General features: G+C 61.4%; 23 protein-coding genes. 6 read left to right on the top strand and 17 right to left on the bottom strand.

Annotation, left to right across the window (positions count from 1 at the left end; translation table 11 throughout):
* Positions 1 to 89 precede the first annotated feature (89 nt).
* From mobF to GTZ99_RS11870, 6 genes are all read right to left on the bottom strand, one after another.
* The gene (gene mobF, locus GTZ99_RS17040) at positions 90 to 3104 is read right to left on the bottom strand and encodes a MobF family relaxase (protein WP_161719088.1); all 3015 of its coding nucleotides are present in this window, start codon (positions 3102 to 3104) and stop codon (positions 90 to 92) included.
* Positions 3105 to 3107: 3 nt separating this feature from the next.
* The gene (locus GTZ99_RS11890; RefSeq protein WP_161719086.1) at positions 3108 to 5546 is read right to left on the bottom strand and encodes a type IV secretion system DNA-binding domain-containing protein; all 2439 of its coding nucleotides are present in this window, start codon (positions 5544 to 5546) and stop codon (positions 3108 to 3110) included.
* Positions 5536 to 5826 carry a hypothetical protein gene (locus tag GTZ99_RS11885; RefSeq protein ID WP_127709328.1) on the bottom strand — a complete coding sequence of 97 codons (291 nt, stop codon included), beginning with the start codon at positions 5824 to 5826 and terminating at the stop codon, positions 5536 to 5538. The genes GTZ99_RS11890 and GTZ99_RS11885 overlap by 11 nt, the downstream gene beginning before the upstream one ends.
* A 446-nt stretch (positions 5827 to 6272) precedes the next feature.
* Entirely contained in the window at positions 6273 to 6590 is a 318-nt protein-coding gene (locus GTZ99_RS11880) for a type II toxin-antitoxin system RelE/ParE family toxin (RefSeq protein ID WP_127709326.1), read from the bottom strand.
* Positions 6587 to 6841 carry an antitoxin gene (locus tag GTZ99_RS11875; protein ID WP_127709324.1) on the bottom strand — a complete coding sequence of 85 codons (255 nt, stop codon included), beginning with the start codon at positions 6839 to 6841 and terminating at the stop codon, positions 6587 to 6589. The genes GTZ99_RS11880 and GTZ99_RS11875 overlap by 4 nt, the downstream gene beginning before the upstream one ends.
* A gap of 188 nt (positions 6842 to 7029) precedes the next feature.
* Entirely contained in the window at positions 7030 to 7989 is a 960-nt protein-coding gene (locus tag GTZ99_RS11870) for a DUF2493 domain-containing protein (RefSeq protein WP_127709322.1), read from the bottom strand.
* A gap of 615 nt (positions 7990 to 8604) precedes the next feature.
* Between GTZ99_RS11870 and GTZ99_RS11865 the strand changes: the two genes are divergently transcribed.
* Entirely contained in the window at positions 8605 to 8976 is a 372-nt protein-coding gene (locus tag GTZ99_RS11865) for a PIN domain-containing protein (RefSeq protein ID WP_161719084.1), read from the top strand.
* Positions 8977 to 9355: 379 nt separating this feature from the next.
* Here GTZ99_RS11865 and GTZ99_RS11855 read toward each other — a convergent pair whose 3' ends face one another.
* The 3 genes from GTZ99_RS11855 to GTZ99_RS11845 form a co-directional block, all read right to left on the bottom strand.
* A complete protein-coding gene (locus GTZ99_RS11855) occupies positions 9356 to 9685 on the bottom strand; it encodes a hypothetical protein (RefSeq protein ID WP_127709318.1) in 330 nt (109 codons plus the stop codon).
* Between the two features lie 50 nt (positions 9686 to 9735).
* Complete coding sequence (locus GTZ99_RS11850) at positions 9736 to 10065, bottom strand: single-stranded DNA-binding protein (protein WP_127709316.1); 330 nt, start codon at positions 10063 to 10065, stop codon at positions 9736 to 9738.
* 532 nt (positions 10066 to 10597) lie between these two features.
* Positions 10598 to 10780, bottom strand: coding sequence for a hypothetical protein (locus GTZ99_RS11845; protein ID WP_127709314.1), 183 nt, complete (start codon positions 10778 to 10780; stop codon positions 10598 to 10600).
* 207 nt (positions 10781 to 10987) lie between these two features.
* Here GTZ99_RS11845 and GTZ99_RS11840 point away from each other — a divergent pair, with 207 nt between their 5' ends.
* The gene (locus GTZ99_RS11840; RefSeq protein ID WP_127709312.1) at positions 10988 to 12016 is read left to right on the top strand and encodes an IS110 family RNA-guided transposase; all 1029 of its coding nucleotides are present in this window, start codon (positions 10988 to 10990) and stop codon (positions 12014 to 12016) included.
* A 228-nt stretch (positions 12017 to 12244) separates the two neighbouring features.
* A complete protein-coding gene (locus tag GTZ99_RS11835; RefSeq protein ID WP_227711290.1) occupies positions 12245 to 12535 on the top strand; it encodes a helix-turn-helix domain-containing protein in 291 nt (96 codons plus the stop codon).
* A gap of 103 nt (positions 12536 to 12638) precedes the next feature.
* Here GTZ99_RS11835 and GTZ99_RS11830 read toward each other — a convergent pair whose 3' ends face one another.
* Positions 12639 to 13055, bottom strand: a complete 417-nt coding sequence (locus tag GTZ99_RS11830; protein WP_127709308.1) for an RrF2 family transcriptional regulator — start codon at positions 13053 to 13055, stop codon at positions 12639 to 12641.
* A gap of 115 nt (positions 13056 to 13170) precedes the next feature.
* On the opposite strand from GTZ99_RS11830, the gene hmpA reads away from it, so the two are divergent.
* Both hmpA and GTZ99_RS11820 read left to right on the top strand, forming a co-directional pair.
* A complete protein-coding gene (gene hmpA, locus GTZ99_RS11825) occupies positions 13171 to 14337 on the top strand; it encodes an NO-inducible flavohemoprotein (RefSeq protein WP_161719082.1) in 1167 nt (388 codons plus the stop codon).
* Between the two features lie 9 nt (positions 14338 to 14346).
* The gene (locus GTZ99_RS11820; RefSeq protein ID WP_127709303.1) at positions 14347 to 15063 is read left to right on the top strand and encodes an HXXEE domain-containing protein; all 717 of its coding nucleotides are present in this window, start codon (positions 14347 to 14349) and stop codon (positions 15061 to 15063) included.
* Between the two features lie 403 nt (positions 15064 to 15466).
* On the opposite strand, the gene GTZ99_RS11815 is transcribed toward GTZ99_RS11820, so the two are convergent.
* A complete protein-coding gene (locus tag GTZ99_RS11815; protein ID WP_127709301.1) occupies positions 15467 to 16354 on the bottom strand; it encodes a bacteriophage abortive infection AbiH family protein in 888 nt (295 codons plus the stop codon).
* 330 nt (positions 16355 to 16684) lie between these two features.
* Between GTZ99_RS11815 and GTZ99_RS11810 the strand changes: the two genes are divergently transcribed.
* Positions 16685 to 16915 (top strand): helix-turn-helix domain-containing protein, encoded by a 231-nt coding sequence (locus GTZ99_RS11810; protein ID WP_161719080.1) that lies wholly within the window; start codon positions 16685 to 16687, stop codon positions 16913 to 16915.
* Between the two features lie 64 nt (positions 16916 to 16979).
* On the opposite strand, the gene GTZ99_RS11805 is transcribed toward GTZ99_RS11810, so the two are convergent.
* The 6 genes from GTZ99_RS11805 to GTZ99_RS11780 all read right to left on the bottom strand — a co-directional run bounded on the left by GTZ99_RS11805 (position 16980) and on the right by GTZ99_RS11780 (position 20783).
* Positions 16980 to 17429: a DUF736 domain-containing protein gene (locus tag GTZ99_RS11805; protein WP_161719263.1), complete on the bottom strand. Its 450-nt coding sequence runs from the start codon at positions 17427 to 17429 to the stop codon at positions 16980 to 16982.
* Positions 17430 to 17672: 243 nt separating this feature from the next.
* Positions 17673 to 18053, bottom strand: coding sequence for a DUF736 domain-containing protein (locus tag GTZ99_RS11800; protein WP_161719078.1), 381 nt, complete (start codon positions 18051 to 18053; stop codon positions 17673 to 17675).
* Positions 18054 to 18170: 117 nt separating this feature from the next.
* A complete protein-coding gene (locus GTZ99_RS11795; protein ID WP_161719076.1) occupies positions 18171 to 19139 on the bottom strand; it encodes a hypothetical protein in 969 nt (322 codons plus the stop codon).
* A 94-nt stretch (positions 19140 to 19233) separates the two neighbouring features.
* A complete protein-coding gene (locus GTZ99_RS11790) occupies positions 19234 to 20091 on the bottom strand; it encodes a DUF7146 domain-containing protein (RefSeq protein WP_161719074.1) in 858 nt (285 codons plus the stop codon).
* A gap of 27 nt (positions 20092 to 20118) precedes the next feature.
* Entirely contained in the window at positions 20119 to 20406 is a 288-nt protein-coding gene (locus tag GTZ99_RS11785; protein WP_161719072.1) for a hypothetical protein, read from the bottom strand.
* Positions 20406 to 20783: a DUF3768 domain-containing protein gene (locus tag GTZ99_RS11780; protein WP_161719070.1), complete on the bottom strand. Its 378-nt coding sequence runs from the start codon at positions 20781 to 20783 to the stop codon at positions 20406 to 20408. Before GTZ99_RS11780 ends, GTZ99_RS11785 begins: the two co-directional genes overlap by 1 nt.
* Positions 20784 to 20805: the final 22 nt, after the last annotated feature.

Raw genomic sequence — 20805 nt, 5'->3', positions numbered from 1 at the left:
AACACTGCCCAGAGTTGAGCAGGCGTGAGGCCATTCCCCATGGTGAGGCCCCGCCCGCGGAAGAGCGGCCGACATGACGCCGGCCCGGGTCAGAGTCCCAACTCCATCGATTTTTCCGGGCCGATGGTGGGCTGCTCAGGCTGAGGCACAGGCGATGCTTGCCGACCTAGTCGGCTGCGGATCGTCGCAGGATCGATCGCGAAAGTAACATTGCGCGCGCCATCACCTGCACTTGCCGGCGTCCCTTCGCCTCGGCCTCGGCCGTCTGGTGATGCTGCGCTTGGAGCCCTGCCGACATGTTCAAGCGCGCTGGCCTTGTCCCCAGCGTTGCTCTCGACCGCGCGCAGCAGGGCGGCGCGATCGTCAGTGAAGACGGTCAGCTCGTCGCGAACGCGGGTGGCCATCACATGGGTCAGGCGTTGGTTGGAGAGATGGCGCTCGGCAGAATGCATGACGCCGATGCCATTGTCGGTCGTCATGCCCTGCGCCTGATGCATATTGATTGCGTAAGCGAGGCCGAGGCGTGAGAGCATCTTGTCGCCATGCGGCAGCAACATGTTCACACCTTCACCTGTCCGCATCTCCACACCCTCACGTGTGATGGTGACAACCCGCGCCTCAGCGGAATTGAGCAAACCCCGCTGCTTGTCATTGGCAGTCCAGCGAATGCGATCGCCTTCATAAAGGACCAGGTTCTCGCGCTGGGAGAGAGTCAGGCTGTCATGCTTGTCGCTGGGATCAAGGCGATCAGGCCTGAACTTGATGGTCCGCCCTTCGCTATCGCGCAGGCTGACGACACCCTTGGTAGAAACGCGGGTCACTTCATAGGTGCCAGCATCCAAACCAGCGGGCCGATGCTTACCGATCACTTCCAGAACCTGGCCGGTCCGATAATTCTGGGCGAAGCGCAATTCCTCGCGGGTGAGATGAAGGCTTTCAAGGCAGGTGATGGCCATACCCTCTCCGCTGAGCGAACCCTCGGCCTTCAGGCCTTCCTGTACCAGCGCATTGAGCACTGCGCGGCTCTCACGGCCGGAGGCATAGAGCGCGGTTCGCTCACGGTCCTCAGCCGATAGTTCCAGCCACTTGCGGGCTGCCGCTTCCCGAAAATCACTCCCTGCACTTACAACGCGATCCCCCATAACCTTGAAGGCAGACGCGAAATGGCCCGATCGGGTGAGCGCAGCGACCGCTTTCATGCTCTCCGTCCTTTGCCGCTGGCTGGTCTGAAGTTCGGTCAGTGCGGGCCGGTGCTGCTGGATCAGGGTGAAGGCCTTGCCGGCATCGATCGGCTGCAACTGCGCACGATCTCCGATCATCACCAGTCGATCCACCCCCAGTCGATTGGCGATGGTCACCAGATCATTCATCGGCTTGTTCGCTACGAGCGAGGCCTCATCGAGGATCAGCATTGTGCCCTTGAGCATGGCGCGGGATGCGTCAAAGCCTGCCCCTTGGCCTGCCAAAGCCGCACGCAGATGCTGGTTCACGAAAGACGAGACTGTCCGGGCCTCGATTCTCGCCTCGCTTTTCAACATCTCCACCATGGTATTAGCCTGCGCAAGGCCAAGCACCTGCCGCCCCTCGCCTCGAGCAACTTGCGCCAGTGTCGAAACGAGCGTGGTCTTGCCTGCCCCGGCCACACCCTGGATCACCACAACACGGTCGCTGCTCGACAGCGCCATGATGCCGGCGCCCAACTGCTCCTCATTGAGCGGTCGCGAACCGGCTTGCTGCTGGAGGCGGATGGCGGCCTGATCTGCAGGGAGAACTATCGGTGCGTTTCCCCGCCCGGCATCGAGCCCTTCAAGCAAGCGCCTCTCTTGCGCGATATGCTCGGGTGTCGTGACATGGGTGGTGGTCCCGTCGGGTCGACCCACACTGCCAAAGATCAGAAGGCCCTTGTGCGCGAGAGCCTGGACTCGCGCCTCGACATGCTCGATGGTCACACCTGAAAGCCCCAGATTCAGCGCTGTACGGGAGACCTCGTGGATCGGAAAGGCTGCCTCACGTTGCCCCAAGATGCGAACCGCAGAAGCGACCGCCATTTCGGCGCCGATTTCAGCGGAGGACAGTCCCAACCGCGCCAAGCCCCGCGTGAGCAACGGATCTCCAGGCTTGAGCCATTCACGCAGCGCTTCTCCCCAACCGGCCGCTGCTTCCATCACATGGCGCACAGCCCCGGCCCCGAAAGGCCTACGCGCTGCCAGCCCCACCCTCGCCTCGGCCTCGGTAACGACGGCCTTGCCATCAAACCCCAACGCCGCAGCCCGCTCCCCCCACTCCGCGCGAAGACCATCGCGGTCGTCCAGATTGATCTTGTCATCGCGGGTGCGCTTGGTGATCTCGCGCATCAGTTCGGGATTTCGGCCATCGCGCCCAAGGTCTGATGCCTTGGCAAGAATGTCCTCGCGCCGCTGGCTGAAGGCCGTGAGAATGTCCTTGGGAATGCCCTCGATCTCGAACTGGCCGTGCTTTCCGGTCTGAAGGGTCTGATAGCCGAGTTCTTCGACGATCGCCCGCAAGGATGCGTGATAGACGCTGCCGATCAGGGAATTGTTCTTCCAGAGTTCGTCGTTGAACAGGGCCTGCCAGTTGCCTGCAACCTTGGTCAGATTGGCGATGACCACATGGATATGCGCCTGCGGGTCGAGCTTGCGGCTCGTGTCATGCTGGAACAAGGCATAGGTCAGATGCCCGGTACGGATGGGATCGCCTTTGGGATTGTCCACATAGGACCGCCCCTCGGCGAAGGTCTTCTCGACCCACCCCATCGTCTGACGAACCGCCTGCATGTGGGCGGCGAGCAGGCGCTCATCTCCTGCGACATAGGCAAGGACACTGGCGGATTTTGGCATGGAGAACGTCAGGTCAATACCCGCTCTGCGCCTTTCGGGATCACCGACTTGCTCACCGTCGGGTAAGCGGCCCTTGAGGAGATCCTCGAAGGCCTTTTTCTCTACCTCACCGGAAAGGCCGAGTTCGGCGGCGCCGTTTCCACCCCAGCCACTGACCTCGCTGGCGTGCTCGCCAACGTAATAGTCATCCTTGGCAAAATAGTTTGCAGCGCCGCCCGCGGAACGCACAGATGCAACCGAGAGCACGGGTCAGAGCCCCATATCCATGTCATCGCCAAGATCGGGCGATGCCTCATGATCCTCTCGGGCCGCACGATGGCTGTGTTTCTCGGCCGGATCGGTGAAGGACTGGCCGGTCCGCTCCTCGATGGTGATCTGCTGTTCGCGGCGTTGGGGCGAGGAATGGACGTTGGGCTTCATCAATGAGGATTGCTCGTCCCTGCCCTTCTCCTCGCGCGTTGAAACGGCTCCATCCCGCATCGGCGCCGAACGCGGGCGGCGTAAGCTGTCGCGCAGATTGCCAGCATCTTTGGCATTGGCAGGCGCGTCGTCCTCTGCCTTGGTCTGGGATTTCCCTTCTGCGCGCGTATCGGCCTGGACCTCCGCTGTCGTCATCTCGCGGGGATCGATCCCATCGATTGGCTGGCGTTCGGCATCCTCTTGCCGAGCATCTTGTTCGGTCTCGGGCTCGGCCATCGCCCGCTCGGCTGACCCAACGACAGGCGCTGGCCCACCATCACCGCCAGCGGCTTCTTCATCGCCTTCACCCGGAGGAGCGTAGGCAGCCAATTGCATATCGCTCTTGCGCAGGAAGGGTTCGGCGATTTTGGGATAGTCGCGCCAGACAAGGCGGATGCGTGCTGCCGGAAAGCCCTCGGGAAACTTCACATAGCCGTGGAGCGAGGGCAGGTTCATGATGTCATCGGGGATGACGAGCGGCTTGACCTCGGTGCGCGGAGTGATGGTGGCCGCATCGCGTGACCGGCTCGCGCCGATCGAATAGGCCTCATCGGTCTCCCGCACCTCGCGAAAGCCGATGAAGTTCGAGCAAACCTCGGCGGTGTTTTTGTCAGCGGTGGCGAGGATCAGCTTGGTGCGTGCCAGCGAGGCAAGGTTGATCGCGCCTTCCTCGCCATAGGTTTCCGCCAGCTTGTCGAAGCTGTGCATCCCAAGCACGAAGGCCCCGCCGAAGCCGCGAGCGGTCTGCAAGCCATGCTCAATCGCCGGCATCCGGTGGAGCGCGTGGACCTCGTCGAAGAGATACCACATGCGCAAATCGCGAGTGCGCGGCATTCCCATCAGTGCATTGACCGCCAGATCCATCCAAAGGGTGAGAAGCGCGCGGTTGAGCGTCAGATCGGTATGGGTCGAGGTGATGAACAGGATCGAACCCGGAACCGGCTCCTCTTGCACCCAGCGCCGGATCGAGAACGGTGGCCGCTCTCCCGGCACTGGATCAGGCAGGAATCTGATCGCCTGGGCATTGGTGTTGAACACGGCGCGGATGGATTCCGCCATTCGCGCCGCCTCGGTGGCAGTCAGCGGGCTAGCGATGGTGTTGGCGAGCTTGGCGTGAACGGCCTTGAGGTCGGCAGACATAAGGTGATGGGCTATTGCGCCATTGGTGGTCTCGCCCGACGCCGCGAGTTTCACGCACATTTCGACAAAGAGCGTGCGCGCCGCCATGGCCCAAAACGGTTCGGCATTGCCGCCGTCACTGGGGATCAGTGCCGCGGCAGCCGAGATGTAATCGGCATAGTTCTGGCAATCGTTGAAGATAGTCCAAGGCGGGCAGCGCTGGTCCATCGGGTTGAGGATGTGGTCGCGCCCTTCCTCATAGAAAGCTTCGACAAAGGCACCCGTGAGGTCGAAGACCACGCAGCGCTGGCCGCGCTCGCGCGCCTCGATTACCAGCTTGCGAAGCTGCGTCGTCTTGCCCGCGCCAGTGGTGCCGATCAGCATGGCGTGGGTCTGTTCAAGCCGCCAGGGATAGGCGATCCCTGCCATGGCATAGGGCACATGCAGCCCCAAAGCGACGCGCTCGGCGATGGTGGCGCGAGCCACGCGGTCGGCAGCCATAGTGGGGTGTCTCTCGGCCAATTCGGCGTCGAATTCGGCAGCATTATGTGCATCAATCTCGCCCGTCAGCACCGCGGCGCTGACCAGCATGGCACCGCGCTCGTGGCGCTCCTTTAGGATGTCGACGCCTATTCTCTGCGATAGGCGGACAAACCAGGTCGCCAGCGGGCCACTGAAGAACAGCGAACCGGCCAGAGCCACGACCATGCATCGGACGAATTTGGTCCAGGCCTGCGCGACATCGGGATAGTCGGGCACGTCGCCGATGGTCATCGGCACCACGCTGTCGTCCGGCAAAGTCAGGTTGACGCTATGGCCTGGATCGAGATCGACCAGATCCCAAAGGTCGGCGAAGAGGCGCATCTCAACAAGCTGAACCTCATGCTCGCGCATCAGCAGCGCCAGCAGAATGACTAATAGGAGGCTGAAGCTGAGGACCGCTGCCAGGATCGGCCAGCGCAGACCCTCCATCATCATCATGTAGCGCAGCCGGATAAGCTGCGACCCACGGGTGAAGGCCCCGACGTTGCGAACGATCTCGCCGCGCGCCGATTCATGCTCGACCGCCACGGGGCGTCGGTCGAAACGGATATCCCCATCACGCGCCATGGTAGGTCTGCGCATGTTCGATGGCGAGGTCGAGCAGGCGGTCTGCCTCATCAGGCGCAGCCTTCTGCACCAGCGTGTCGAGAGCGAGCGTGTTGAACTCGAGCATGGTGATCAGCCGGGCGAAATCGACCTTCTGGCCCAGTTCAAACAGCGGCAGGGCAAAGTCGATCATCGAGCGAATGCACTCGGACTGACGACGGCCGTGTTGCTGGGCGAGCCGTTTGATGCGCTCGTATTGCGGCGGGCTGACGCTCAAGCCGCATTGGATCAGTTTGGTCACAACGGCTCCTCACAAGGAGAAGCCTGGTCCGGTTATCGCAGGACGATGTTTAGCTTGCTGACGGACCTTGCGCAAGCGGGTGGCCTTCCGTAGCCGGAATGATGACGGAATGACCATTCCACCTGCGGAATGGCAATTCATATGAATATCAATGCTTTATGTATTGAAGGCCTCGACATAGGCCTACTCATGGCCTATTATTCTACCGACGGAATTCGCATTTTTGCAATTCCGGAGGCGGAATACAACAAGCATACTATTGTTTTTAAATGAATTATCTAGCCATAGCCCACCCCTTCACTGAGCGGTCCTCCGCGTTCGGTGTGCTGCTGCTCCCTTCAGGAACTGGGCATTTAAGATTGATCGTGGATGCTTGGCAAAGGCTGCCGATCACCGGGTTCTTGGCCGCTGCCCAGTCGCCGACCAGCCATCTGCATCATGGCAATTCAAGTCAATGAGAGCCGGTCGCCGAGCCGCTGAATGAGGTCCATCCGCTCATGCAGGATGGCGACAATCAGCGGTGGATCGATGTCGCGTTCAAGGCAGAAGGCATAGTGATGCTCACAGCGGCCCATCCGCAGGCCGGGATGCATATCGCTCATGTCACGGTAAGAGCCCAAGCCTTGCGCGAGACGAGCGATGCCTTGCTCGATTTTGGCCATATAGGCGCGGACTTGCGCCTCGCCCCATTGCTGGCGCGTGTAACGGATGATCGACCGGACATCAGCCTCGGCCGCCGCAGTCAGAACATAGGCGTGGCTCAAGAGGCTTGGCCCGTGCCCAATTCCTCATCAACGATGGCACTGATGCTCAGCGCCGAGGTCTGTCCGGCCAAGCCCTGCTCGATGCGTTCGCCCAGCAGCACCTGCAATTCGCGCCAAGCCTGATCGCCGCTGGCATCAGCGGGGAACAGGCGTTCGAGCGCATATTGCTTGATCGTCTTACCTTGAAGGGCAGCCAGTGCCTTCAGGCTTTGGTGCTGTTGGCTGGTAATGTCGATGGTCAGGCGGCTCATGACGACCTCTTGGCGATTACAACGATCCATCATTACCGCAAATGTGGGTTTGTGGCCAGCTTCGTGTTTCTCGCCGTTTCCAACAGGCGCGCGGCATGAGGTGGGCTTGTCCCACCTCTACGTCCGCGTGCCTCCTGCCATCGGAAAAATAGAAGGAGGACGCCGCGGAAGCGGCGCCCTCCGAAACGTCAGGCAGCGATGCGCTGGTGACGCTGGGCGAAGGCATGGTGGGGCAGGTTCGCCTCACGCACGCGGCTCAAGAGGTTGGACTGGAGTCCCGAGCCTTCGCAGACGATGGCGTGGACCGGCTTGAGGTTCATCAGTTGCTCGTTACGGACGAAGCCTGCGCGCTTGCCCAGTGCCCGGTTGAGGGTGAAGCGGACGGTCTTGACGCCGCGCGCGGCGGCCCAGGCGTGGGCGATCTGGTCGCAGCCTTTGTGCTGGGCTGTGGTGGCGAGGATCATGTGGGGCACGCGGGTGTGGGTCTCGTCGAGCGCCTGCCAAAGCAGTTCGTGGTCGTGCCAGTCGGTGCCGCCGGAGAAGATCACCACCGGGCCAGTGGGCGCGTGGTCTTCGCGGCGCTTGGCTGCGCGGGCGGCGAGGAAGTCGCGGGCGTCGATCTGGCTTGCGGTCAGGCCGGAGGACACGCGGGTGCCTTTCAGGCAAGAGAACGGGCGACCGGTTTCGACGCGGTAGATCTCACCGGCGTAGTCGCGCATGGCCTCCATGGCCTCGCGGCAGTCCATCAGCGTCTGGGCAATGCGCTGCGTCTCTTCCAGTTCGACGGCGTAGATTTCAGAAGGGTCAAAGGCGCGGGCCATGTCGCCCAGCTTCTTGGTGGCTTCATCTTCCCGCTTCTCGATGCGCTGCGAGGTGACGTGGAAGCTGTTGACGATGCCCCAGACGATGTCCTGGCCGAATTCCTCCATGCGAGTGCCATGGAAGAGGTCAAAGACGGTGCCGATCACCATTTCCATCGCGCCGCGCGCGGCCTGCGGGTCGGGCATGTCGGTGGCGACGGGTTCGTCGTGGACGGATAGTTGCGCCATACTGCCCTGCTCGGTGAAGGCGGTGTCAAAGCCGGGGACTTCGATCTGCTCGCGGTAAAAGGCAGAGGGGGCTTCAAAGTTGGCGAATGCTTGCGTCATGGTGACCTCCAGAAGGCTTCTTGTTCGTCATCTTCGTGATGACGGGAGGTCAGAGGGCGAGCTGGACCAGCTTGTCAGGGACGTTGGCCGGGAAGCCGGGAGCGCCGGAGCATCGCGCCAAAAAGTGGGAACCGGTTTTTGGCAACAGCGATGCGACCAAAAAGCGCGGACGGACCCCGGTTGACGCCGCGCCAGCGGGGCGTGGGGGAGCCGATTTTGTGGTGGGCTGGCCCGCCGCAAAATTGGGGGCACCGCGCATCCTTGCACAAGCGCCCGGCCAGCTTGCCATAATAGGACTACGAGAAAGAGATTGTTGGTTTCAGGGGTACGCTACGGTGCCCCAAGCGCCCTGCGCCATGCGATCGTCACCCGAATGGGCCGAGACCCACACGGGGCTCGGTGGAGCCCGGAGCCCATCAGGGTTTTGGGCGGAATAGAGCGCGGTGACCGCCTTGGCGGGCAGGCGTCCCGATCTCATGATCCTGCTGATCAGAAAGAAAGCGATTGAAAAATTCTGCCAGCAAGCCTATCTCATCGTCACTACTCCCCCGGCAGCTTCGGTTGCCGGGCGCACGGCGGGCGAAAGCCCGCCGTTGCTCTTTTCGGGACAGCCTTTTGGACACACACGTCTACATCGACGGCTTCAACCTCTATTATGGCTTGTTGAAGGGCACCGCGTTCAAGTGGCTTGATCTGGAGCGCTTCTGTGACCAGTTGCTCCCGAAAAATACCGTCGAGAAGATATATTATTTCACGGCCAAAGTCGATGCCCGCCCCCAAGATCCCGATCAACCAGTGCGCCAGCAGGCCTATCTCAATGCCTTGGCGACCCTTCCTCGTGTCGAAGTTCATTTAGGAACCTTCATGAGCTCCGTTGTAAGCCAAGTGGTGGTTGCAACGGATCCAGCCACTGGGAGATATATGAAAGCTGGCGGACAACCTGTCTTGAAGGCTGATCCTGTAACGGGAGCGCTGGACAAGGCCTAGGTCCACAAGACCGAAGAAAAAGGCTCGGATGTCAATCTTGCCGCTTATCTGTTGCGCGATGCTTACCGCTCGGCCTGTCAATGCGCCGTGATCATTTCCAATGATTCTGACCTGTTAACGCCAATTCGTATGGCCAAAGCTGACTGCGGATTGACCATTGGCCTCGCTCCGCCTCGCCCGAAAGGGAGCGTAGAGCTCAAGCGACTTGCCGACTTCAAGGTCGAACCGCGAACGCACTTGTTGGTCTCATCGCAATTCTCAGATCCAGTCGCCACGATCAGCGGCTCGGTTCACAAGCCGGTCGCTTGGTAATCGGCAAAGTGGAATTTGTCTTTTAGCGGACCGCTGGCAGCGCCGATCGGCGCTACCAGCTCGCCACTCAATGCAACGCCACCACATCGATGAGTAGCCCGTCCAGACTGTCGATGCCGCGCTCGCTGGCGATCAGGCTCCAGGCGGCGACCAGTTCCTCGAAATATTCGGCGTCGACCAGCGTCTCGGCGCTGACTTCGCCAAGCTGGCTCTGTTCCCAGGCAAGGGCGTGAGCGGCGTCGGTCGAAGAGGCGATGGCGTTGCCCAGATGGGCGGCGATCTCGTAATCGCTTATCGTGGCGGCATGGGCGCGGATGCGGGCGACCATGGCGGGGTTGGTGACGGTGATGCCGCAGGGGACGCAGGCGAATTCATCGAAGGCCGAGGTGTAAAACATGGGCTTACTCCCGAAAAAGGAAGGGCGGCCCGTGGGGCCGCCCGTCTTGGTCAGATGAACTCGATCTCGTCGGCGACGATCTCGGTGTTGTAGAAGGTGCGCCCGTCCTTCTCGTTCTTGGTGTAGCGGATCTCGCCGGTGACGATCAGCTTTTCACCCTTCTTCTTGTGGTTGGCGATCGACTTGCCGAGGCCGTTGAAGGCCTTGATGGTGTGGAACTGGTCGTAGGTTTCGGCGTAGCCATCGTCGCCCTTGACGACCTGGCCATCCTTGATGACCGGCCTGCTGGTGACGAGGGTGAAGCTGACGCCGCCCTTGCTGTCGGTGCCGAAGCGGCTGATGTCGGAGGTGATGCGGCCGGACAGGAAAACCTTGTTCATGGGATGTCTCCAGATCTTACCGGCGAGCCTTTCCCGCCGGGATGAACTGAAGCGCAGCCCGCGATTGAGGGACCGCCGCACCGGAGCGAAGCGCAGGGGAACCTCCATTTTTCGAGGGGTGCGGGCCTGAGCGCAGCGAAGAACTCGGTCGACAAATGGGGGTTGCGGCGGTCCCGCGCGGGCGTAGTGTTCATCCCTTCTCTGGCGGGATGGCTTGCCGGTCAGATTGCCCGGAGATGTGTGACCAAGGTTGTGCTTGGCTGTCGGGCCGCCCTGGAATCAGGTGCCATGCTTGGCGCTTGCCAAGGGTTAGCTTGCCCGTACGCTCTCGCGCTGGCGCTCAATGGTCGCCAGACAAAGGGTCCGGAGCATGGCTTGGCTTCGACCCGCAGCTTTCCACCCTTGGCATGAAACCCGGCAGGCGGTCGCCTCGAAGCTCCATGGGGCAACAAGCTGATCGTCACCGGGATGCTGCGCCTATCCGAAACGGAACGGGCGCGCCAAAACAGCCGCGTCGGTGCCCACTGGAAGTTCAGGCCTGAGCGGTGGCCTGCTGGTTGAGCGGATTTTCGGGATCAAGGCATTGCAGCGCATGATCGATGTGCATGGCTGCCATCAGATCCCCAGCGTCGGAGAGTCGGGACTTTATCTCGCCCAGTGTGGCACTGATTGCCTGATAGTCGGCGTGGGTGAGCGGAATGCGTTGATCGTTCATGATGTGAGGCCTTTGGCAGGGCTGTTCTGACAAGCGCAGATTAGCAAACAGGCGTTACAACGCTCGGGAAGCCGAAACTTAACGCGGATTGGCCACCACGAGGGGCCGAGGGATCGTCCTGCAAGATCATTTACATATTATAGATGGTGGTATTCGTCGCGGCGTGCCCCATCTGAATGTGGCTCCATCAAAACATGGAGACTCGAAATGGCCTATTTTGCAGGACTGGACGTTTCCCTGAACCTGACGAGCATCTGCGTTGTCGATGCTGTCGGTGAGATCATTCGCGAACTGAAGGTGCCCAGCGAGGCGGAAGACCTTGTGGCGGCGCTGCGCCCCTTGGCGGCAGACCTTGAGCGCGTTGGGCTGGAAGCTGGACCGCTTTCGCAGCACATCTATTCTGCGCTGGCCGAAGCGGGCCTGCCGGTGGTTTGCGTCGAAGCGCGCCATATGGCGCAAGTGCTGCGGGCGCAGACCATGAACAAGACCGACCGGAACGACGCGCGCGGTCTCGCGCTGATGATGCGCGTCGGGCTGTTCAAGCCTGTTCACATCAAGTCTGACCGCAGCCAACGGCTCAATGTGCTGCTTCAGGCGCGCAAAGTCCTCAAGTCCAAGCTCTTGGACATCGAGGCTGACCTGCGGGGCCTCCTCAAAAACTTTGGCTTGAAGGTGGGCAAGGTCACGCCCAAGGCCTTCGATGAGCGAATTCGCGACCTCGCTGCCTTCGACGCTTTCTTGGCCGAGGTGGTGGAACCCATGCTGATCGCGCGGAACGCTATGCGCCGACAGTATGATGAACTGCACGGCATCCTGCTGCGGGTCGTCAAAGAGGATCCCGTCTGCCGCCGGCTGATGACCATGCCCGGCGTCGGTGCCGTCGTGGCCATGAATTTCCGAGTTGCGATCGACGTGCCATCGCGCTTCAGCCGATCTCGCACCGTTGGGGCGCACCTCGGCCTCACTCCGAAGCGATACCAATCCGGCGAAGTCGATTGGACTGGCCGAATATCCAAAGCGGGCGACGCCATGATGCGCGCCTCGCTCTTTGAGGCCGCCCAAGTGCTGATGACCCGCGTCGCGAAACCATCGGCTTTGAGATCTTGGGCAATGCGCCTTGCCAAGCGCCGCGGCAGGAAGAAGGCGGTCGTAGCCTTGGCCCGCAAGATGGGGGTCATCCTCCATCGCATGTGGGCCGATGGCACTGATTTCCGCTGGGCAGCGCAGGAGGTGTGACGTCCAAAGGCTGACAGGTTTCCGCGCCAGCGGAAGAAGTTCCCGCGAGGGAGGTTGGGACGGCGAGGTCGCGTTATCAACTGGCCAACCATATGCCGCACTATAGATAAGACCCGCCGGACCTTCCGACCCCATCTTGCAGCGGCCCCGCGCCGACTGCGCAGAGAAGCATGACCCCAAGCGGGACTTCAATCGGAACTGGAACATTGCAAGCGGAACCCCACGGCGTTGTTTGTCGAGAATACTCCGTGGTTAAATACTCATCAAGAGCGGCTTTTCCGGGTCATGGAGATCCAGGAGATATTTGCCGCCAATCTGCGCCGACACCGGCAGGCCGCTGGCTTGTCGCAGGAAGAGCTCGCCTATCGGGCTGACATTGATCGGACCTACATCAGCGCACTAGAACGCTGCGTCTATTCCGCCAGCATTGATGTGGTCGACCGGCTCGCCAAGGGGCTGGGCATCAATGCTGCGGACCTGTTGCTCCTACCGAAGTCATCTGATGGTCAGGGGAATTAGCCGATGACGGCAAAGGCTGAGGGTGGGACAAATTCGCCGGTCGCCGTCGCTTCTGGGTGAGTCACGTTACTTCGGAACCAGTCATTGGTGAAACGCTGCCCATTCAATTCAACCGCGCAAGGAGGCGCTCTGCCTTGTCGCCCAGCACATCGGCCAGAGTGTAACGTTCCAGCACCGCAAAGAAGGCGGTCAGCGCCTGATCGAGCGGATCGGGCAGGCTACAGGCTCCGTTGAGCTTGCATTCCGAGCAGCCCACCAGATCGATCTCGCCCTCGGTGTGGCGGATCAGGCGGCCGATGTTGATGTCGGGCGCGGGGCGGGCAAGGCGAAGCCCGCCGTTGCGGCCGCGCAAAGCCTCGACATAGCCATGAGCGGCAAGATCGCTCACCACCTTCATCAGATGATTTTGCGATATATCGTAAGCCTTTGCGATTTCGCCGACGGAGCAGAGGCGGTCTGGATGCGTGGCGAGATAGAGCATCACGCGCACGGCATAATCGGAGAAACGGGTCAGGCGCATAGGTTGTGTCCTTAAAGGTGCATTTCATTTGCATCATTATGCCTTCGGCTATATCTAGCATTTGAGATGCATGATTACGAGTCGGATCGACACCACAAACCCAAGGACATACCCCATGCTGAGCGCTGAACAGACCGCCATCATCAAAGCCACCGTGCCGCTGCTGGAAACCGGCGGCGAGGCGCTGACCACCCATTTCTACACGATGATGCTGAGCGAATATGCGCAGGTGCGCCCCCTGTTCAATCAGGCGCATCAGGCCCATGGCACACAGCCGCGCGCGCTGGCCAATGCGGTGCTGCAATACGCCCGCCATATCGACAATCTGGGCGCGCTGGGTGCCTTGCCCGCGCAGATCATCCAGAAGCATGTCGCGCTGCAAATCCTGCCCGAACATTACCCCATCGTGGGCGCCTGCCTGCTGCGCGCCATCCGCGAAGTTTTGGGTGAGGAGATTGCCACCGATGCCGTGATCGAAGCGTGGGGCGAGGCCTATTGGCAATTGGCCAACATCTTGATCGGGGCCGAGGCGGCGGAATATGAACGCCTTGCCGCAGCGCCCGGTGGCTGGCGCGGGGGGCGCGATTTCCGCGTCGCGCACAAAGTGGCCGAGAGCGCGGAGATCACCTCCTTCACGCTGGAGCCTGTCGATGGCGGGGCGGTGGTGGCCTATCAGCCGGGGCAATATCTGGGCCTGCGCCTGACGATTGACGGGCAGGAGGTGCGGCGCAACTACTCGCTCTCGCAAATGGCCGATGGCCAGACCCTGCGCATCAGCGTGAAGCGCGAGAAGGGCGGGCTGGTGTCCAACCATCTGCATGACCATGTTCAGGTGGGCGACACGCTGGAGGTGTTCCCGCCCGCTGGCGAATTTGTGCTGCGCGATGGCGATGCGCCTTTGGCGCTGATCAGCGGCGGCGTGGGCATCACTCCCACGCTGGCCATGGCGCAGGCCGCGCTGGCGGCGGGTAAGCGCGATGTGATCTTCATCCACTATGCCCGGAACGGCGATGTCCACGCCTTTGGCGATCTTATCGATGGCTGGGCGGCCCATCCACGATTCTCCGCCTATGTGGTGTATGAGCAGGGCGAGCACCGCGATGGCCTCTCGGGCCGCCCCTCGCTGGACCAGCTTCAGGCATGGGTGCCGGTTGATGCGGATGCCTATTTCCTTGGTCCCAAGCCCTTCATGGGTTTTGTGAACAAGGCGCTGGCCGAAATTGGCCTGCCAGCAGAAAACCGCCACTATGAGTTCTTTGGCCCCGCCGAAGCTTTGGGTTAGGAGAGAGGCATGGCACTGCTCGACACAGCATTCCCGTGGATCGGTTTGGTGGCCGCCATCCCGCTGGTGGCTTTGCTGGCGGGCAATGCCTTGCGCATGGATCGGTCTGTTGCGCGCTGGCGTGATTGGGGCTGGCTGTCTTGGGTGGGGGTGGCGGCCTATCTGGTCCACAATGTCGAGGAATATGGCTTGGACATCCACGGGGATGCCGATGCCTTCCCCAAGGCGTTCTGCGCGATGTTCGGCTTTCCGGGCCTTTACCCGGTTTGCCCCGTGCCGGGGGCGGTGTTCACCGCAGTAAACGTACCCCTGTTCTGGATTGCCGCGCCCCTTGGTGCATGGCTGGCCAAGCGCCACCCATGGGCGGGCCTTGGCCTTTATGGCGTGATCGCAGTCAACATGCTGGCGCATATCGGGCGAGCTTTGGCCGATGGCGGCGTTTACAATCCGGGCCTGCTCACCGCTGTGGCAGTGTTCCTGCCTTTGGCATTTTGGGTGCTGGTGGGGGCGCGTTTGTGGACCAAGGCGGTTGTTGTGGCTGTGGTTGCCTTAGGGTTGACCCTGCACGGCATCCTGATCGCGGGCATGCTGTTGCTGGTCAAAGGCGTGGTGCAAGATGCTGGCATCGTGGCCCTGATCCAGATTGGCAATGCGGGATTGATGATCGCGCTGCCTCTGCTGGCAGAGCGAGGGGTGAGATGCTTGAATAGATCACCATCGGCATAAATCGCCAGTCTGGGGCTATCCTCCATTGCCGAATGACCCCTGCGCTAGATGAAACAGTGATGGCCTGCCGGGCGTTGTCCGTCACGAGTTGCGGGGTGATGGGACTCTCAAGCACCATTTGCTAAACTGCGTATACTGGTCGGGTTCTGCGATCTGGCATTCATCGAGGCCGCTACCCTTGACCTCACCCGTCCTGCTTCTTGGTAAATTGGCTCGAAGCCTTGCTTATTTTCCGAACAAGCGTGGCAGCGTCGCGCTTTCGAGCTAAAGCGCGCCTATGGCGGACACTGCGGACCTTGCGTCGCCCGTCCCGCTGAAATTTCCCGACTCATCGATGAAGATACGCATGGGTTGCTCACGCGAAGTGACGAGTCTCAGGCCGGAGCCAGTGATACCCCTGACATTACAGCGACGCGAGGCCGGCAAAGGTGACGGTACATCGTGGCACAGCAAAATTCGCGAAGCGCTCGCAGGTGTGCGTCAGGGAGCTGCGGTAGCTGACGGTCCACCGCGCCGCTGGATCGACGTGACTGGCGACCTCACGAAGGTACGATTCATCAACATCAGAGAGCGAGTGACCGAGCACAAAGACTTCGCTAACGTCAACGAGATTGTCGAACCACGATCGATTTCGTTTGATGATCTGCTCGGTCGGTTTGAAGGTCCGGGCGAAATAGTCATCGATGAGCCGATAACCACCGGCAACGCGCGTGTCCGTGTCTTCGTCAACGCTGTTTGAGAGCCTGTCCTCGGCGCTCCGATCCCAGCCATGTCCCAGGACGATCTGCGCATCCTGGTCAGATGCCTGGCCATGGATGTGCAGCACGTTGCTATCCGGCACCCCATAGAGTTGCTGAAGCGTGGGCGTGTAGTTGAAATTCAGGAAAGCGGCGGTCGGATCGATGCAGCGAACTGCCGTAAAGCTGCCTGCCGCCGGCATCGCCAGCTGGCGGATCCACTTGGCGAATCGGCCCCGCATGCCATCCGCTAGCCCGCTGACCACCCGCTCGATCTCGTATTCGAAATCATGATGGGCCGAGTCTTTCCAGTCATCCGAACCATAGGACACCAGAAATTGCTCGGCATTATCGATCACTGTGTCGGAGTCGAAGCTAGCAAGTCGCTCCTCGAAGGTTTTCCAGAAGTCATCATCGATGCCAAGATATTCCTCGATGAGGGCGTAGACGTCCGGATCGGCCGACTTCACATAGCGGCCGAAATCGCTGTATCCTGACCGAATGCCATGATGCAGATCGAAGCCATTGCCGATCACGAAAAGTTTGCGCGTCATCCGTTCCCTTTCTGGTCCTGTTTCTTGCTTAGGTCAGTTTTGTCATAAAGTCAGGAGGCAAGCTGATTTTCAGGCGAATAGCTTTTGACGACGGAAACTAGGTCAGCGGAGGTCGGCTTTGTCAGCGGCCTAGGCTCGCAGTTCGAGGAGCCGTGAACGGAAGGTGTCGGGGTGAACCGACATTCCCAGCACCGCATCGGAACGACGTAATCTGGTCGGGAGCAGCACCATTACCGGCTTGCGAAGCCAATCGCTGGGGAATCAATGCTTCCCCTTGACGAATAGAGAAGTTGATAAACTCAAAGTATGTAAATCGCGATCCTGCTGCGCATGGACATGCGTAAACTGGTTGGCCGAAATTTCGCGCGCCTGCGTCGGGATCAGGGCCTGACTCAGGAGCAGGTCGAGGAGCGTTCTGGCTTTAGCCAGCAATATCTCAGCAGTTTGGAGCGTGGACGGCGTAATCCAACCGTCATCACGCTTTACGAGCTGTCGTTGGCGCTGGGCGTCAGCCATGTCGATTTGGTCCGCCCCGATCTCGATGATCCCATCAAGCATTGAACGAAAATAGGCGACCCGTCGCGAGACGGGCCGCCCATAGGAACAAGCATTCTGGAGGTTAGGATCAGGCCGCCTTGGCAAGACCCGGTTCGAGATCGCCAAAGGGCGAGGCGTCGCGGCGAGCATCATCACCGGCGCCGAAGCCATCGTTGGCCGCGCCCATCACGGCCGTATCGGCAAAGCCAGCCTCGGCCCGACGGCGCGGACGCGACCAGGCAATGTTGAGCGCGCCATCGGCCTGCGCGAAAAGCGCGATCGACAGCGGCACCTCGAAGCTGGGATCATCGATTTGGCCCTGAAGGAAGGTGCCGCCGCCGTTGTTCGCGGTCTTCTCCCACAGGCCGCCGACGGGGATGAACTGGCCATTCTTGGCGCGGACCATCACGTCATACTTGGGGGCGGCGGCATTGCTGGAATTGACCGGGCGCAGGCCCACCACGAGGTCAAGCGTGGCGGTCTGGATCTTGCCCATGTAAACGCCAGCGCCGTTGAGCTTCAATTCACCGATATTCATGGCCGTATTCTCCTCTGGCCCGACACCCTCTTGCGTCCTGGGTGCCGAAGGTTGGTTCGCGTCTTTGGCCCCTTGGCCCCAGACACCTATCCTCATTCCCCTCAACTCTTCCCCGCCCGGTGGCCGCCCAGCGCCCGCGCCGCCGGAGCCGAGAAAGGCCAGCATCCCGGCATGACGCCAAGCGCCGCAGGCAGGAGAATGATGCCCCCATCGAACGTCACCCGAGGCATCGCGAGAAAGCCGTCAGGCCGCGTCCAGATAAGTGGGATTGTCGTTCGCCGAGGCCGACACACTTAAGCCGGAACGGCGCTGGGGGCGCAGCCAGGCGACATTGTAGCTACCGTCGCTCTGGCGAAAGGCGCTGATCGCCAGCGGCCGCGCCATCGAGGGATCATCGATCCGGCCTTGCAGGAAGCACTCGCCGGTCGTCTTCGAGGTTTGCTCCCAGAGCGCGCCAACCTGGACGGCGGCACCGGCGGGGCTGCGCGTGCAGATTTCATAGCGCGGGGCATTGGGGTGGTTCGAGGCCACGCCGCGCAGGGCGAAGCTCATGGCGACGGTCAGCGTGGCGATGCTGCCGGTCAGCGCGCCGCGATCGTTGGCGCGAATGGTGCCGATGTTCATGCAGGTTTCCTTTGGCAAAGGCCCCGTCTTGCATTCCAGGGGCCGGAGGGTGGGATGTGTCTCTGGGCGCCAGCGCCCATGACACTCTCGTTCCACCCGCTCTCCTTCTCGCACCGATCAGCAGTTTTCAGGCGCAGGCTGCTTCACTGAAGCATGATAATAGGGCGTATGCAGCCCGCAGATGTTCTCCGGCGACCAGCGCAGATGCCCGCCGGACAGGAAGCGTCCATCCTCCGGCTTCACAGTCACCGGCCCGTTGGCCGGCACGTCGAAGAAGGTGCCGTTGATCGGGTCCATCGTCGCCACCCAGCATTTCTCGAAAGTGACGGGACGGCTGAGGTCTAGCGCGATCAGGTCCGGGATCGGCACGATCGCATAAAGGCAGAAGAGGAAGGAAGTGGAGCAAGCATTGTCGATGATTTCGGCAAGTTGCTCGTGACTGATGATCGGCGCGCGCCGCCGCCGGGAATGACGTGGTAGGGCGCGGTCGGCGGGATGGCGGTTGCCGCTGACCTTGCGGAACTCACCGATAGTGTAACCGAGGTTGTTCAGCGCGAATTGCAGATTGGCGGTGATGGCAAGCTCGCTGGCCTGAGGCCAAGGGCGATGCGAGAAGACCAGCGCATCATCGAGCCAGCGCTCGGCGCTGAAGCGGAACAGCAATTCGCAGCGGTCATAGCTGGCGAAGAGATCGGCCACGCTGCTGTCATCGCGCTCGGCAGCATGGTCCTCCCAGGCATAGCGAATGGCGTCGATGGCCTCGCTGTCATCGTCGAGGTCTGCCTCATGCAAGCACGAGCGCAATTGCGGCGCCACCTCGTGATACCAGGTCTGGTAAGGTTCGGCGGGCGGGAATTCGGCCTCCATGGCATCCTCAATAGCATTGCCGTCATAGCGGGCGTCGATGATCCGCGCGGCCAAGGCGTTGAGGCTTTTGAGCGACCAGCAGTCGGAGCGGTCCCGCCAGTAGCGGGTGTGCGGGAAGTTCTCGGCCAGCGCCCCGATCCAGCTTTCGCCAGCGTCGCTGGTCATAAAGCTGGGATCGGCAAGCGAGCCTGGAGCGGGTAGTTCGGGAATGATGAACATGGGTTTTGGGCCTCCTTTCAGGTTACCCACCCATCGCCCTCTCGACTCTGCCACCTGTGGCATCATCCACATGTTCACCTGTTCACATGCGGACCTATGAAGCCGTTGACATGTGAACAGGTGGACGTGTCATCTCCGCCCAATCGTTGAAACCAGCAGGGCAGCGCTCAAGCCTGAAGGACTGCTCGGGCGATTGCCGCGCAGCGATGGCAGCACTTGCCGCCTGCATTCCCTCATGGTCGTTGTCAGGCAGGAGAATGACCTGCCGGATGCCGGAGCCGACGGCAAAGCCAGCAAAGTTACGCAAACCAAAGCTGGTTCCGGCCTCACGCCCCGTGAGTTGGTGATAGGCGCACGCCGTCTCAAAGCCCTCCGCAATCCGCATGGTGTCGCCCGCCAAGCTGGCGGGCCAGGTTCCGCCCCGCGAATTTCCCAGCATCATGCGATGCGTGCGCTGACCGGTCACAGGGTCGAGGAACAGCCGCTGAATGGCAATAAGGAGCTGCGCATGGAAAACGCCGACCAGCAAGGCTGGCAGGCGTTTGGGCGATGGGCCGCGCCCCATCGGGCAAGCAGGATGAAACCGGACATCAGGTGGCAGCAAGGTGATGCCCCGGATCTCGCGCAGGTAGCGGTGGGCGAGCGTCCCGGCGATCGCCACCCCTTCGGACCATAGGCGCTGAAAGGGCGCGATCCGGTCATTGGCTGGTACGGGCAAAGCCCGCTGGCTGCCAACCGGATGCCCCAGCACATGCCGGATGGCCTGCATAACATCGCCGCCATCGCATCCAGCGAAGCAATGGACGAGGATAGAATTCCGCCCTTGCCGGATCGACAGGCTGGGCGTGCGATCCTCATGCGCCGGGCACGGCACCAGCGCATAGCGGCCATTCCAATGTCCGCCGAGGCGCTGCACGATGGCCAGCGTCTCGACGGTGGGTTGAAAGCGCATGATGGAAGGCTCCTTGGTGGGATGGGTTCAGCCGCGGCAATGGCGGCAGCCAGAGCCGTCGCAGCAATCGGCCCAGGCGCTGATGTGGAGGGTCGAGCCGTCCTTGAAGCGCGCGGATACACCCGTGGCATACTCCAGCGTGCTGGCGTCGCGGTCGAGTTCGAAGCGCCAGTCTTCTTCAAGCCTTTCCCAGACCTCGTAAATGTGGACAAGGTTGCAGTTGAAGTCGAGAAAGGAATGGCGCGCGAGGTCGGCGATGGTGACCTCGGCGCCGAACCTTTCGTGGGCGCGGTCGACGACAAGCTGCCCGCACATCAGTAATCCTCGGGCAGCAGGATGGTCATCACCCGCGTGGTGATCGAGGCATCGGCGGGATCCTCCGAGCCGAATTCCATGGCCGCGTCGTAGTAATCGATCTTCATCCACACCTTGCGACCGAGGAACTCGATCGCGGCAAAGTCCCGTTCAGGGCTATCTTCCGAGAAGGTGCAATGCCGAAAGGCCGCCATGAGGCGGGCTTGCAACACGATGGTTTCCTCAGGCGCCCCTTCGGCCTCGGCAAGACGTTCAAGGCAATTGCGGGTGATGACGATGCGGGCGCTGCGGTCGAGGCCAAGGCGGGTGCGATCATTGAGCCGGGCAATCTGTTCCAGGCGCGCGTCAGCGCCCGCCGGCGTGGCGGTGGTCAGCATGATGGTTCTCCGGTGGATGAGC

Origin of the sequence: Novosphingobium ovatum, assembly GCF_009909235.1 — a bacterium.
Classification (GTDB): Bacteria; Pseudomonadota; Alphaproteobacteria; order Sphingomonadales; family Sphingomonadaceae; genus Novosphingobium; species Novosphingobium ovatum.
This window is presented reverse-complemented; position numbering and strand designations above follow the sequence as displayed.